This window comes from Pseudoalteromonas luteoviolacea (assembly GCF_001750165.1).
In the GTDB taxonomy this organism is placed as follows: domain Bacteria; phylum Pseudomonadota; class Gammaproteobacteria; order Enterobacterales; family Alteromonadaceae; genus Pseudoalteromonas; species Pseudoalteromonas luteoviolacea_G.
The window spans coordinates 639,460-653,595 of the sequence record NZ_CP015412.1; the positions used below are offsets into that span (position 1 = coordinate 639,460).

Genomic DNA, 14,136 nt, shown 5'->3' on the forward strand with positions numbered 1-14,136 from the left:
TGTCGTCATGTTTTATTTAAGTGGTAAAGCGATTGAGATATCCAATCCGCCAAGGTTACTGCGCTTTATATCAATGCTTCCCGACATGAGCTCCACTAAGCTTTTGCAAATCGAAAGACCTAAACCTGACCCTCCGGTTGCTCTGCTTCGAGAGCTCTCAACTCGATATAATCGCTCAAACAGTTTGGGGAGCTCTTCGTCTGTTACTGTTGGTGACGAGTCTTCAATTTGTATGTTGAGATGATGTTTATCTTGATACATTTTGAATACCACTTTTCCTGGACTGTCTGTGTATAAACAGGTGTTCTTACATAAGTTATCGACAACTCTATCTAGTTTGGGTTTATCGATATTGATGGTTGAACCTTCTGGAATACTGATTTCACTGCTAAAGGTTAGGGCATGGTTTTCAGTCATGCGTTTAATGTCATAGCTATAATTTTGCGATAAGGTTTGGACGCATTGGATTTGCTCATTTAATGCAATAGCATTGTTTTCTGCTTGAGAGAGTTGATATACATCGGTTATTAAAGAGTTCAACTGGGATATCTTTTCGTTGATTTTACCATAGGCTTTATTATTGTCTTCAAATAGGCCATGCTCGAGCGCTTCTATATGAAGTTTTAATACACTAAGCGGTGTTCTAAGTTCATGAGAGATATCAGCCAACATTTTTTCTTTTTGTTTTAAGTTTTGATGGTAAAGCTTGGCTGCTAGGTTTGCAGTTCGGTGTTTAATAAAATAGATGTAAATTAACAGTAAGCATATAAACAGTGTCGCAAGTCCTGCAATTAACCATGACTTCTGCATGAGTTTAGTATGTTTTAGCTCACTTTGGGCAAGGGCCTTCTCTTTTTCAGAGACTTCGAGTTGCTGTCGTTGTACTAAGCTACTTATGCTATTACGGTAGGATTCAGCCTTTTGGTTATTAAGCTTTGCGCTAATTGTTTTATTGAGTGTAAGCGCTTTGTATATATGCTCGAATGCTGATTTTAAATCTTCAGTTTGATTTGCAAGATCAGCTGCTATTTCATGATAATGTATAGTTAATGGGCTTTGGCTCTCTGCCTTTACTAATTCTTCTAGTTCATTAATATAGTTTATTGCAACTTGAGGTTTTTTTAAATATAAATAGGTTTTAGATAGACTAATATGCGCATAAATTAGCTGCAATTGACTTTGAGATTTTTGTGCAAAGTCTAAACTGAGATGCGCATTGATAAGGGCTGCTTCTCCTTGCTCTATCTTAATGTAGTTACTGGCAAGCATATGATATGCGCGCGATAAGCTCTCATTTGCGTTGGTTTGTTTCAAGTACTTTAATGCTTCATATATGTTGTCAATTGCCGCTTTATGATTATCTTTCTTATAAGATACGTGGGAGAGACGTAATGCACTGTCTGCGATTGCTACGATATCACCATTTTTTTTATCTTCCCCTAGTGCCCAACGGAAAAATATTTCGGCTTGCTCATAATCATCCAACCTAACAGAAATATCGCCAAGGTTATAGAAGTTACTGGCTTTTATACCGTGATCATTGCTGTCTTTCAAATAGCTCTGTGCTTTGAGTTGAAATTGCATAGCTTGGGCGAGTTGGTTCTTATGATCATACAACGTTCCCAGATTACTGTAAGCGAGCCCTATTAAGGTTTTGTCTTCTAGCTCTTGTGCAGCTTTTAAGGCCTTGTAGTAATGCTCTTCAGCCTCAATAAGTCGAGACATACGGCGATAGTTAATGCCTTTTTCATTATTAATGGTACGAATCAACTGCGTGTCTAAATAATGATTTTTTTCAATGTAATTAAGGGTTGATATGGCTTTTTCAAACAACCCCTGTTTGCGATAGATTTCGGCTTGAATTAACATTACTTCCAATGCCTTGTCTTGAGATAAATTTTCTAATCGCCAAGGTTCGATTAAGTCCAAAGCTATTTGATATTTCCCCTGCTTCTCAAGTTGCTTTAATTCATCGATATCTATACTTGCTAAAGCTGTATTGGTAGACAACATGCAAGTTAAAAGCAAAGGCACGAATATTTTTTTCATATTTTTTCAAGTTAAATCAAGACGGTTGCATCCTATGCAACAAATGTGTGACAAATATGGATCATGTAAAGGGGGTTTACAGGGAAAGAGTAAGTAAAATTGTGCTCTAAGCCTTAATATGTTAGTAAAATTATGATTTATCGAAGAAAACAGTTAGTAAAAAATAGATCTCAAGGGTTAGGCATAGTTGGTAAAAATTTGCTTTATAATAACAGCGGCAAGGTTATTGTTGTTATTCACTGAGCAGTTGAGCGCTTTAATGGCATATTTTGGGTTAAAAATTGACATGTTACTCAAATTTTTTCGTTAAATTGGTATTGCGCATGTTCGCTAGTATATTTCTGATCTGTATTTGGGCTAGTAAGTAAAAGTGTGATCTTAAATGCTGCCGCTTGATTGAATAAAGATGAGATGTAGAAAAGGGCCCTGCGGGCCCAAGCTGGGATTAAACTATTTAAAATTGATTCATCGTATTGGCTTCACCACCCGCTTTAAGCGCATTGTCTCCGCTAAAGTACTCTTTGTGAGTATCACCTATGTTGGAGCCAGCTAAGTCTTGGTGTTTGACTGAAGCTTGTTCTCGGCGTATCTCCTGTCTTTGAACATCTCTGACATATGCGAGCATACCTAAGTCACCAAAATACCCCTCGGCGAGAATATCAGTGCTCAGTGCTACAGTATGGTAGGTTGGTAAAGTAATTAGATGATGGAATATACCAGCATGAGTAGCGCCATCTAGCTGGAAGCTTTTTACTTTTTCATCGGCTATTTTTGCCAGCTCAGTTGAATCTAGCTCTGGTGCCATGAGTGCTTTCGGGTCAAGTGATGGGTCTGGATAAGATGATAGATCTTTGCCTTGTGCCTTGAGTGCCTCGTAAGCTTGCTCACGGAATTTCAAAGTCCAGTTGAATGAAGGCGAGTTATTATAAACCAGCTTCGCATTGGGCACTTGCTCTCTAATGCGGTTCACGAGCTCTGCAATTTGCTCAACGTTGGGCTTTTCAGTTTCAATCCAAAGTAGATCTGCACCTGCTTGCAAACTTGTTACACAGTCCAATACTACTCTGTCTTTTTCAGTACCTGCTTTAAATTGATATAGGCCATTGTCTAATCTGATAGGTTTTTGCAACTGACCATTTAATTTTATGGCCATATCCCCATCTTGCAGTTGGCTGATTTCATCAATAACTTGCGTGTCCAGAAATGCGGTGTATTGACTTGCGATGTCACCCGCTTCTTTAGAAACAGGGATTTTTTGCGTTAGGCTTGCACCAAGTGAATCCGTTCTTGCGACAATAATACCGTCTTCGATACCCAGTTCTAAAAATGCATATCTGACGGCGTTTATTTTGGCTAAAAAGTCTTCATGCGGCACAGTGACCTTGCCCGCTTGGTGGCCGCATTGCTTCGCATCCGATACTTGGTTTTCAATTTGAATTGCACAAGCACCTGCTTCTATCATTTGTTTAGCAAGTAAATACGTTGCTTCTTCGTTACCGAATCCTGCATCGATATCAGCAATAATTGGCACAATATGGGTTTCAAAGTTATCTATTTGAGATTGTATTTGTGTGGTGTCTTGTCCGCTTGATTGAGCGCGATCAAGTGCCTTGTATAAGTGATCTAACTCTCGCGCATCAGCTTGTTTTAAGAAGGTGTAAATTTCTTCTATTAGCTTAGGGACGGCTGTTTTTTCATGCATGCTTTGATCCGGTAGTGGACCAAATTCAGATCTGAGCGCTGCTACCATCCAACCGCTTAGGTAAACATAAGCGCCTTTTGTGGTTTTCTGGTGCCTTTTGATTGCCATCATCATTTGTTGTGCTGTAAACCCGTGCCAGCATCCCAAAGATTGCGTATATTGTGCAGGATCAGCATCATAGCGAGCCATGTCTTCACGCATTATTTTGGCGGTGTAATTGGCGATATCTAGCCCTGTTTTAAAGCGATTTTGTAAGTGCATTCTGCTGGCATATTCAGGGTTAATAGATTGCCAGTTATGAGCTTTGGTTGCACATAGGGTGGTAAAGCGGTCAATTTGGGACTGATAGTTGCTCATGGTTAATATCCTTCGAACGAGTTGTACGCTAATTTATAATCGGTGCGCCAAAGCGTTTGTGTGAGAGTCGCTGCGGCTTAATTAAACACTAGAACGGCTTTTAAAATTTTTTAAATTTATAGTTGTTATTGTGGGTATATTTATTGTGAATGACTAAAGGGGTTTGTTTTTGTACAAATTGCTTTATTTTTGAATAACCCGTTCAAAATAAATTGCACTAGGAACACTGCTATGAATGCCACTGTGAAACATACTGGGCTGAGCATTGATGCTAAATTTTATGACTTTGTGAACCGAGAATTATTGGATGGTTTACCATTAAGCTCTGATGCTTTTTGGCAAGGTTTAGCAAATATTATTGCCATACTCTCACCAAAAAATCGTGCTTTGCTTGATAAACGCGATGATTTGCAAGCTCAAATTGACAGGTATCATGTTCAAAACCCTAATTGGGATGCTAAAAAATATCGGACATTTTTAGAGTCTATCGGTTACCTATTACCTCAGCCCCAAGACTTTGAAATAACGACTGAAGCATCGGATCCCGAAATTGCTCATGTTGCAGCGCCACAGCTAGTTGTGCCTGTGAATAACGCGCGTTTTGCGCTCAATGCTGCAAATGCTCGGTGGGGCTCTTTATATGATGCTCTCTATGGTAGTGATTTAATTGGCGAAGATGATGGTGCTGAAAAAGGCAGCAAATACAACCCTGTACGTGGTTTTAAAGTGATGGCGTATGGCAGGCAACTATTAGATAAAATGCTGCCTTTAAATACCGGATCTCATATTGAAAGTACACACTATGGCATCGTTAACGGCGCGTTGACAGTCACCTTGAATGATAGTCGTCAAGTACAGCTAAAAAACTCATCTCAATTAGTCGGTTATCAGGGGCAAAAGCAAAACCCTACAGTGATCTTGTTAAAGCATCATGGGCTGCATTTTGAGATCTGTTTTGATCATGAAGATCCGATCGGGGGGGCGGATAAAGCGGGGATCAAAGATATTATTTTGGAATCGGCGCTAACCACCATTATGGATTGTGAAGACTCTGTGGCTGCGGTGGATGCTGAAGATAAAATTTTGGTTTATCGAAACTGGCTAGGTTTAAATAAAGGCGCTCTTTCGGAGCAATTTAAAAAAGGCACTCAGCAAGTAACTCGATGTTTAAACAGTGACAGAGAGTATATTTCACTGTCTGGTGAACCTATCATTTTGAGTGGACGGGCTATGATGTTTGTTCGAAATGTTGGCCACCTTATGACTACGCCCACTGTCCTTGATGCTCAAGGTTGCGAAGTTTTTGAAGGCATTTTAGATGCGGTTGTTACATCTACCGCGGCACTTCATGACATACTTACAAATAGTCCATTTAAAAACAGTCAAACGGCCAGTATTAATATCGTGAAACCTAAAATGCATGGCCCTGAAGAGGTTGCTTTTACTGCTGAATTATTTGACTTAGTTGAGCGTATGCTAGAGTTACCTCAAAACAGTATTAAAATGGGGATCATGGACGAAGAGCGGCGCACTTCGGTTAATTTAAAAGCCTGTATTGAAGCTGCTAAATCTCGTGTTGTATTTATTAATACTGGATTTTTAGATAGAACGGGCGATGAAATTCACACTTCAATGTTAGCTGGCGCAGTTAAACCAAAAGAAGAGATTAAGGCTCAGCCTTGGATCTCAGCCTATGAACGTCAGAACGTTGAAGTGGGTCTTGTATGTGGCTTCAAAGGCCGTGCTCAGATAGGTAAAGGCATGTGGCCTAAACCAGATGAAATGGCACAGATGATGCTCACAAAAGGCGCGCAACTAGAAGCCGGCGCAAATACCGCTTGGGTTCCCTCCCCTACCGCTGCCACACTTCATGCGATTCATTACCATGAGATAGATGTTCATGCGCAACAAAGTGCTTTGCTGAACCATCAAAGTCAATGTTTAGATGATTTATTGGCACCTCCGTTATTGCCAGACCATACGATTCTTTCAGCTTCCGATATACAATCTGAGTTGGATAATAATATTCAGGGGATATTAGGTTATGTCGTACGCTGGATTGACCAAGGTATTGGTTGCTCTAAAGTGCCAGACATTTCGCATGTCGGCTTAATGGAAGACAGAGCAACTTTGCGTATTTCAAGTCAGCATATTGCGAATTGGCTTGAACATCAAATTTGTAGTCCAGCACAAATCAAGGCTACTTTTGCTAAAATGGCGAGTGTGGTTGATAGTCAAAATAGTGATGACCCGAATTATATAGCACTGTGCAAAGATGGCCATCCTAATCCTAATCCTGATAGTCTTGCGTACCAAGCTGCTATGGCGCTTGTTTTCGAAGGCAAACAGCAGCCCAATGGTTATACTGAGCCCTTATTACATTATTATCGCAGGCTGAAAAAGCAGGCTAATTAATCTGTAACACAAACAAGCGCTCTGAGCTTTTATGTTCAAAGCGCTTTTTGTAAAGCCCCTTTCCAATTCCCTATCTTATTTTAATGATTCGATTTTAGATACAAATTGATACAATTTGTTATAATCTCACACGCTATTTTTTTCATTAATTCAATACATTAGTTAGCTAATAATAAAGATAAGAAACTGCTATGTACTCTAAAAGAAAGTGGATGCCTATATGTTTGGCTGCTTCAATTTTTCATTTTCCAACCGCTTACGCAGAAGAAGAGGCCAGCTTTTGGCAAGGGTTTTCAAATAAGCGCGAAGCAGGCGGATTTCTGTCGTTAGGTTTTGGTGCTTCTTATGGCGGGGGGCTACTTACAAATATTGCTACCCGGCCAATTTTAAATATCAACGGCAATTATTACTTTGAAAATGGACTTTTTGTTGAAGTGCCTGGGAGTGACAGTAAATTTGAGCCGCAATGGGCGATGGGCTACAACCTTTATAATTCTAGCGAGTGGGAGATTGATGTTATTTTCTCGGCTGCGCATGCACACATTTCCTACTATGGATATGTATCAAATGCATATGATGAGCGGGATTTGACTGGGTACTTGGGGCTTCGTGCCACTGGTGCCATAGGCAGCTATCAAATTCAAACCATCCTTGCGCCTAAAGCGGATAATAGTGAATATGACGGCGGGGCTTACGCCTCTTTTTGGATTGCGAAATCATGGCAGCATAAAAATTGGCACTTTTATAGCTCGGTCGGCTTTCAGTATCGTAACAGCGCTATGCTTAATTATTATTATGGTGTGCCTTACCACTCAGCAAGAGTAGATCCTTACCAAGCCTCCGGAGGGGTGAACATTAAATTAAAGCTGGGTTTTACTACGCCTGTTGGCAAGCACTGGGTGGTTGATGGCGCCATTGGGCTGACTGATTACGCCACCAGTATAGATGATAGTCCGTATTCGTTAGATGCGCTTAACACCATCTCCAATCGTAGTAGGCTTGGTCGCCATATAAGCGTCACCATGAGTTACGTGTTTTAGGAGGCGAAATGAAAAAATATATTGCTGTTTTTTTTCTTACGCCAGCCCTTGCATTCGCAGCTTCTAACGAGCCACAGTTTATCATTAAGCCTGAGCAATGCGTTGCTCTGGAGCAGGGACAAGAATGCTATGTCGATGTTTCTGTTAGCTGGCAAGTGAACAGTGTCGGTAACTACTGCTTATTTGCTAACGAGCAACAGTTGCATTGCTGGCAAAATGTTGCACATGGAGAATGGCAAAATGAAATTATGATGACGGATAATTTAGCCATCAGCCTAAAAAGTAGCAGTGAAAAAATTATCTTCGCGAAAACAATAGAATACGCTTGGATTTATAAAAAAAGAAAAAGCAAGGCGGTACGATGGAGAATGTTTTAAGGATGTGTAGATGAGCCAGTGTAAGGTTGCTTTAGTAGAAGATGATATCGAGTTGGCCCAGTGGATAGCGGATTATCTCAGAGCAAAACAGTACCATGTTGATGTTTATCACGATGGGTTAGTTGGCTTTGAAGCGATTCAAAAGACCAAGCCCGATCTCATTATTTTAGATGGCATGCTACCCAGTATGGACGGCTTGGATGTATGCAAAGCGCTAAGGCAATTAATGCAAACGCCGATTTTAATGCTGACAGCCAGAGATGAAGAAATTGACGAAATCTTAGGCTTAGAAATGGGTGCTGACGACTATTTAACAAAACCGGTGAGAGGCCGTTTACTGGAAGCCAGAATGCGGACCTTGCTGAGGCGTGCCACAGTGACAACAGAAATTAATGATGAAAAATTAGTGATAGGTGCCCTTGAAGTCGATTTGGGTAATCGACAAGTGCTACTCGGTGGTCAAAATATTCAAGTATCAAGCAATGAGTTTGATGTCTTATGGGTGCTAGCCAAGCATGCCGGTAGCGTCGTAACACGTCAGGATTTAGTGCAGGAGCTGCGAGGCTTTGAGTATGATGGCTTTGATCGCACCATAGATTTACGCGTATCCCGTTTACGAAAAAAGCTCGGTGATAAAGAGGCGCCATACAAAATCGCCACCGTCTGGGGTAAGGGCTATCAGCTTTCGAAGGATACTTGGTAATGTATTTATTTAGAAGGCAGTGTATATAAAATGTGGCGGTTTGTTGTTGCGCTTGTAAGTGTGCTGCTCATTGCAAGCATAGCTCTAGGCCAGGTATTTGATGTCCTTTATTCCTCAGAAGAGTCTGCACAGTCAGATGTATCAGAACAGCTCTCTTTGGCATTGCCATTACTAGAGATGATGGCATCTCAAGAAAGTCAGTTCGTTTTTGACAAACAGCTTCAACAGACAATTTTGGATAATAGCAATACATCTGTGCGCCTTCACGTTATGAATGAGTACCCTTTGCCGATTCAATTACAACAGCAACTTCAAAGACAAGAGCCTGTATTTCTCGAGACGCAGGATCACGTGAAAGTCCACTTGTTGACTAATGAACAGAATATTTTGGTTTATCAGTATGATAAACGGACTGAGCAGGATGATTACCGCCTTTCTTTAACGCTTATTTTTTACCTTCTTCTCGTCATCATTTTAGTGCTTTTCTTAACCCCTTTTGTTCGTCGGCTAATGCATTTAAGCGATACAGCCGCCAAATTTGGTGATGGTCAATTAGATGTCAGGTTGAAGGTGGGCACGCTTTGGTATATCCGAGATATTGAGCAGTCATTTAATCAGATGGCAAACAAGATTAATCTGCTCATGGATGATATTAAATTGCTTGCTGGTGGATTATCCCATGAGTTAAGGACCCCATTGGCCCGAATAAGAATGGGCCTAGATACCATTGTCGAAACACAAGATGAAGCGCTTAGGGCTAAATACGAAGCGCGCGTAAACCAGCAATTAGATGATATGGAAGGCTTGCTGATCCATATGTTGGATTTTGCTAGGTTGCAGCATAGTTTAGATGAGGCCAACCCACAGTCACTTGACTTAGCTGTGGTACTTCGTAACTTAGTTGACGTTTCTTTTGATGGTGCTGTTGAGCTTAATATCACACCGCAACAGGCGTTTATTAGTGTTGATCAACGTTATTTTTCTATGGCTATTTCTAATATTATTGATAATGCATTGAAGTATGGGCATAGCCGCTGTTTAGTGACCTTATATCAAGATAATAGTGAATTTGTAGTTGCAATCAGTGATGATGGAAAAGGGATTGATGTCCGTAAACTGAATGATATTTTCAAACCATTTGTCAGACTCAACCGCCAGCACTGTGCTGGGTTTGGTATTGGTTTAGCATTCAGTGCCAAAATTATCACACGTTACCGAGGACGAGTATCAGCTGGTGCGTGCTCAGAATTAGGAGGCGCTTGTATTACCGTTAGGATCCCAGCCCTTTAAAAAGTGTTTTTACGCTTATTAGTGCAATGCAGTGGCTGCCAATGTAATCGCGATGATCTGCAGCGGCGCTTTCATAGGTCAATTTCCCCTTATTTTGTACACAAAACAGTGCCTAATACGCTGATATTGGTACCTTTAAAAGGGAATATTTTATCTGTAATATAATTTTAATAATTTATAATTCCTGCTTGGACAACGAATTAGGATTTTTGCTCTAATTAATAATTGACCAATTTGGAACCTTCCTATACATTCCTCCTGAAATTTACACAAACTGTAGTTACTGGCAAACTAGGTGAAAGCCTAGGACGCAAAGCTTCCGGTCTAAATGCATTGTATACTCATGCGATGCACACGATAGCGGGGTTGCTTCATAGTTAGGGATACTATGAATATTCAAGAGGGATGTGACTGCCAGATCTACTCAATACCACTACAAACGTAGTTATTTGAGGATAGATATGAAAACATTTTCTAATAAACCATTACTTGTAGCACTATGCGCTGTGACAGGCTGGTTTCCAATGCAGGGTTATGCAAACGATTTTTGGCATAGCTACCTAGAATCTAGATCATCACAATCAGATCTGAGAGATCCAAGCACGCAAATAGCAGATGATCAGATCATCTCTAACTTTTCATACGCAGGCTATCAGTTCTCGAACCAAGCGATCCCGAACGTCAATGAACTGGGTTACCGTATTTTTGATGTAACTGGTTACGGTGCAGATATCGCTCCAGGTCGCTCTGACAAACAAGCAGTACGTGATGCCATTGCGGCAGCTGAAAAGCATATTGATGAAGGTGGTAAAGGCGCAGTTATTTATTTCCCTAACGGTACGTATGACCTGAATACATTGTCTGATGTTGCAGACATAGATAAGTCCGATACTGTTGAAGGTCGTAAGAGCCGTGAAAGCGCAACGATCAAGATATCACGTGGCAACATGATATTGCGTGGTGAGAGTCAGCTCAGTATTTTAAAAATGGACCAGCATTTAGATTTAGTTTATCCAAATAAAATGTGGACAAGTCCTTATCTATTTGAGATTGGTTATAACTACGCTAACCGCGACCCTAAAGTGAAAAGTGTACGCGAGTCGGTAACCTCTCCTAGTAAAGAGCGTTTTATTACTGATATTACTTCTAGCCACCCAAGACAATCTACGCGTTCTGTGCAAGTTCGTGATACATCTTTGCTTAAAGTTGGTCAGTGGGTACAACTGTCTCGCTTTGACCCTCGCACAGAGACGATTGCCAAAGCATTATCACCTTATAAGTTAGATGGTAAGTGGGGGATGATCAAAAAAGGGGTTCGCTCACAAGAGTTTCATCAAATCACTGCCATTGAAGATAATGAAGTGACATTCGCCGCGGTTATCCATCATGATGTTGAAAACGATGGTTACTGGGGTTTGAAACAAGCGCGTCTGGTACAAAATATCGGTGTTGAAAATCTGACGATTCAAGGTAATTGGCATGAAGCATTCAAACACCATAAAAGTGGTGTACATGATGGTGGATGGAGTGCTATCCGTTTCTCTCGTGTTGCACATGCATGGCTTAAAAACGTGGAGTTTATCGACTTAAACCAAGGCGTTTCTGTGGTAAACAGTGCCGCGATGACCTTAAAAGACTTAGCGTTTACTGGTAACCCAGGTCATATCAGCTTAGACATTAATGCATCGACCCATGTTTTGGCACAAAACATTGATGATCAAGCTGAGCACTGGCATGCGGCAGGCTTTTCTCATAAAGCTGCGGGCAACGTAATTTCTGGCTCAACACACTCACCTGATCGCTTTCATAACTTGCATGCCAATATGCCTTACAGCAATTTAATTGAAAACAGTACTGGCGGTTGGAATTATGGCTTTATGGGCGGCTCTGTCGGTGCACAGCCTAACCACCTTAAGCATTTAGTGTTTTGGAACATCACGAATACAGCACAAAACGAGTCAATTGATAAGTGGGCGTTTATGCGCCACGACAGTAAGTATGGTCGTGTGATCATGCCATATGTTGTTGGTTTAAAAGGCGCTGGATTCAATGGCTTTGAGAGTCAGCAAAGATATGACACAAGTTTGGCTGATAAGCCACAAGCACATGTGCAAAGTCACACTGATATCGAAAGTTTATACGCGCAACAGTTACAGCAGCGCCGCTGTGCAAAAAAAGTGACTGGTGACAATTTAATTGGTGCTTGGTCATTGAAAGGCAGTGTATGTGACCTGTCAGGTCAAGGGCAAGATGGCAAAGTGTATGGTGAATATCAAGGTACATTTAACGGCGTTGATCAGCGCATTGAGCTCGGTGACATCGACCAATTCAGCAAAATTGAGCTTGAGTTTAGATACGAGAATTTCAGCACGACTAAAACGGGTTTCATGTTATCGAAAGGCAATTACGGTACACAAAACGCATATTACATCCAAGTAAATAAAGAAGGTGTCATCAGTGCACGTATCAATGGTAAAGGTGTCAACGCAGGTAACTTTGCTGATGGCAAATGGCACAAACTTGAAATGCAGTTAGAGGGTAACGTTTTATCACTGAGCATTGATGGACAGTCAATGGGTAGCAAGAGCATTGTGCTACCAAAGCAAAATGATGTACCACTTAGCATCGGCTCTACACCAAAGAATACATACCCGTTCAAAGGTGAAGTAAGAAACGTTCGCGTATATCGCTAATTTTTACAAGGTGCCTACCAAGCTGGATACAGGCAGTTGGCACCTATTTTCAAGATTTATTTGGCCAGCATAGAAGGCTGACAAAATAGTAGTAAGGTATTAAACATGACAACATTACCTCCATATAAAAAGTATGCAATCGTGGCTTTAGCGTTAGTATTTGGCTGGTTTTCTAGCTTTATGATTAATGGTATTGAAGTAAATGAAACATCTATGTATTGCTTAAAGCTTAAAGATAAAGCAAACATGGATTTATGTAGTAAAGACGCACTATAAATTATGTTGTGAAGCTCGGTGCATATGAAATGCACCGAGCGTTATAGCCACTAGTCTAAATGTTGTTGGCTTTCTGTACTTGTCTATAAATACTCTGGCTCACTGCTTTAAGTTTATCAATCTTATTCATCCCTGCCCTGCTGAGTGTAAATTCTTTTTTAAATATATTGTCAGGTCACTATCCCTAATTTATTGCTTAATTAGGCTACACACTGTTACAAATTCCGTATATCTAGTCTGCTATATTAATTGTTCAATTAGATTATGTGAGATTGTTTTGAAAGGCTTTAAGCAGAGTTTAGTTTTAGTGATTATACTGGGTTTGAGTGGGTGTGTGTTTGCGCCGAAAAAGTCTACTTATTTTGATGAGCATTGCGATCTTGTGCGCGAAAAAACGGATATTGATGTCATCGTCTTTGCTGATGAAGCGTCTAATGTGACGCCTTACTATCCAAATGATATTTATATTCCTGCATTGGTGGCTGCAACGTCTGCTGCATTTTCATCAGTTGCTTATATATATGATAATATGCAGGATTCAATTGAGTATAAAGAACAGTGCGGTGACCGAGTACACTCGGATCAAGGTGCTAAAGGTACTGAGGAATCTGCAAGGTCATGTTCAGATAGTGAACTGTGTGGAATTGAAAGAAAGCGATGAGTGACAGTTTGTAAAGGGGGTTTACGGGAACAGAAAAAGCCGCATATAGCGACTTTATCCAGGGGGTAATCAAATAGGTTGCTTACTAAGATTAACTCTCGTTTTCTAGCAGCTTGCCTTTGCCGATTTCAATTTTTCTCGGTTTCAATGCTTCAGGCACTTCTCTTTCTAATTTGACGACCAGTAATCCGTTTTCTAGTTCTGCACCGATGACTCTGACATGATCGCCAAGCTGGAAGCTTTGTTCAAAATTACGTTCAGCGATGCCTTGGTGTATAAATTTACGCTCTACACTCTCTTCTTTATTAGCTTTTTGACCTTTGATCCTGAGCGTATTGTTCTCAGACTCTATATGTAATTCACTTTCGCTAAACCCGGCCACAGCCATAGTGATTTGGTATTTGTCTTGGTCTAGTGCTTCGATGTTATATGGTGGATAACTTGCTTGCTTGCCATTGTGGGCAGCACGGTCCATAAGTGATGCTAAATGATCGAAGCCAATGAATGAACGGTATAGTGGAGTTAGATCTACGTTGCGCATAATAATATCCTCTTAATAAGCGATAATGTTTG

The 14,136-nt window shown here is 40.6% G+C and carries 11 protein-coding genes and 1 riboswitch; of the genes, 8 read left to right on the forward strand and 3 right to left on the reverse strand.

What is annotated here, in order from left to right; genetic code table 11:
- Positions 1-12: 12 nt before the first annotated feature.
- Both S4054249_RS23220 and S4054249_RS23225 read right to left on the reverse strand, forming a co-directional pair.
- Entirely contained in the window at positions 13-2,049 is a 2,037-nt protein-coding gene (locus S4054249_RS23220; RefSeq protein ID WP_046356747.1) for an ATP-binding protein, read from the reverse strand.
- A 454-nt stretch (positions 2,050-2,503) separates the two neighbouring features.
- The gene (locus S4054249_RS23225; protein ID WP_046356748.1) at positions 2,504-4,108 is read right to left on the reverse strand and encodes an isocitrate lyase; all 1,605 of its coding nucleotides are present in this window, start codon (positions 4,106-4,108) and stop codon (positions 2,504-2,506) included.
- 231 nt (positions 4,109-4,339) lie between these two features.
- On the opposite strand from S4054249_RS23225, the gene S4054249_RS23230 reads away from it, so the two are divergent.
- From S4054249_RS23230 to S4054249_RS23260, 8 genes are all read left to right on the forward strand, one after another.
- On the forward strand, positions 4,340-6,523 hold the full coding sequence (locus S4054249_RS23230) for a malate synthase G (RefSeq protein WP_046356749.1): 2,184 nt from the start codon (positions 4,340-4,342) through the stop codon (positions 6,521-6,523).
- 191 nt (positions 6,524-6,714) lie between these two features.
- Positions 6,715-7,563 carry a MipA/OmpV family protein gene (locus tag S4054249_RS23235; RefSeq protein ID WP_080928382.1) on the forward strand — a complete coding sequence of 283 codons (849 nt, stop codon included), beginning with the start codon at positions 6,715-6,717 and terminating at the stop codon, positions 7,561-7,563.
- 8 nt (positions 7,564-7,571) lie between these two features.
- Entirely contained in the window at positions 7,572-7,940 is a 369-nt protein-coding gene (locus S4054249_RS23240; RefSeq protein ID WP_046356750.1) for a DUF3019 domain-containing protein, read from the forward strand.
- Positions 7,941-7,950: 10 nt separating this feature from the next.
- Positions 7,951-8,643: a response regulator transcription factor gene (locus S4054249_RS23245; RefSeq protein WP_046356751.1), complete on the forward strand. Its 693-nt coding sequence runs from the start codon at positions 7,951-7,953 to the stop codon at positions 8,641-8,643.
- A 30-nt stretch (positions 8,644-8,673) separates the two neighbouring features.
- Positions 8,674-9,933 (forward strand): ATP-binding protein, encoded by a 1,260-nt coding sequence (locus S4054249_RS23250; RefSeq protein ID WP_046356752.1) that lies wholly within the window; start codon positions 8,674-8,676, stop codon positions 9,931-9,933.
- 275 nt (positions 9,934-10,208) lie between these two features.
- Positions 10,209-10,307: riboswitch (cyclic di-GMP riboswitch) on the forward strand.
- Positions 10,308-10,394: 87 nt separating this feature from the next.
- Positions 10,395-12,626 carry a DUF4955 domain-containing protein gene (locus S4054249_RS23255; RefSeq protein WP_046356753.1) on the forward strand — a complete coding sequence of 744 codons (2,232 nt, stop codon included), beginning with the start codon at positions 10,395-10,397 and terminating at the stop codon, positions 12,624-12,626.
- A 105-nt stretch (positions 12,627-12,731) separates the two neighbouring features.
- Positions 12,732-12,902 (forward strand): hypothetical protein, encoded by a 171-nt coding sequence (locus S4054249_RS26745; protein ID WP_155401388.1) that lies wholly within the window; start codon positions 12,732-12,734, stop codon positions 12,900-12,902.
- 334 nt (positions 12,903-13,236) lie between these two features.
- Entirely contained in the window at positions 13,237-13,563 is a 327-nt protein-coding gene (locus S4054249_RS23260; protein WP_145925472.1) for a hypothetical protein, read from the forward strand.
- Positions 13,564-13,654: 91 nt separating this feature from the next.
- Here the strand turns inward: S4054249_RS23260 and S4054249_RS23265 are convergent, their stop codons facing one another.
- Positions 13,655-14,104, reverse strand: coding sequence for an Hsp20 family protein (locus S4054249_RS23265; RefSeq protein ID WP_046356755.1), 450 nt, complete (start codon positions 14,102-14,104; stop codon positions 13,655-13,657).
- Between the last annotated feature and the right edge of the window lie 32 nt (positions 14,105-14,136).

Coding starts and splice junctions, on each gene's coding strand:
- S4054249_RS23225 (WP_046356748.1), bottom strand. CDS start 4,108: ATGAGCAACTATCAGTCCCAAATTGACCGCTTTACCACCCTATGTGCA.
- S4054249_RS23235 (WP_080928382.1), top strand. CDS start 6,715: ATGTACTCTAAAAGAAAGTGGATGCCTATATGTTTGGCTGCTTCAATT.
- S4054249_RS26745 (WP_155401388.1), top strand. CDS start 12,732: ATGACAACATTACCTCCATATAAAAAGTATGCAATCGTGGCTTTAGCG.
- S4054249_RS23240 (WP_046356750.1), top strand. CDS start 7,572: ATGAAAAAATATATTGCTGTTTTTTTTCTTACGCCAGCCCTTGCATTC.
- S4054249_RS23255 (WP_046356753.1), top strand. CDS start 10,395: ATGAAAACATTTTCTAATAAACCATTACTTGTAGCACTATGCGCTGTG.
- S4054249_RS23220 (WP_046356747.1), bottom strand. CDS start 2,049: ATGAAAAAAATATTCGTGCCTTTGCTTTTAACTTGCATGTTGTCTACC.
- S4054249_RS23265 (WP_046356755.1), bottom strand. CDS start 14,104: ATGCGCAACGTAGATCTAACTCCACTATACCGTTCATTCATTGGCTTC.
- S4054249_RS23250 (WP_046356752.1), top strand. CDS start 8,674: ATGTGGCGGTTTGTTGTTGCGCTTGTAAGTGTGCTGCTCATTGCAAGC.
- S4054249_RS23230 (WP_046356749.1), top strand. CDS start 4,340: ATGAATGCCACTGTGAAACATACTGGGCTGAGCATTGATGCTAAATTT.
- S4054249_RS23245 (WP_046356751.1), top strand. CDS start 7,951: ATGAGCCAGTGTAAGGTTGCTTTAGTAGAAGATGATATCGAGTTGGCC.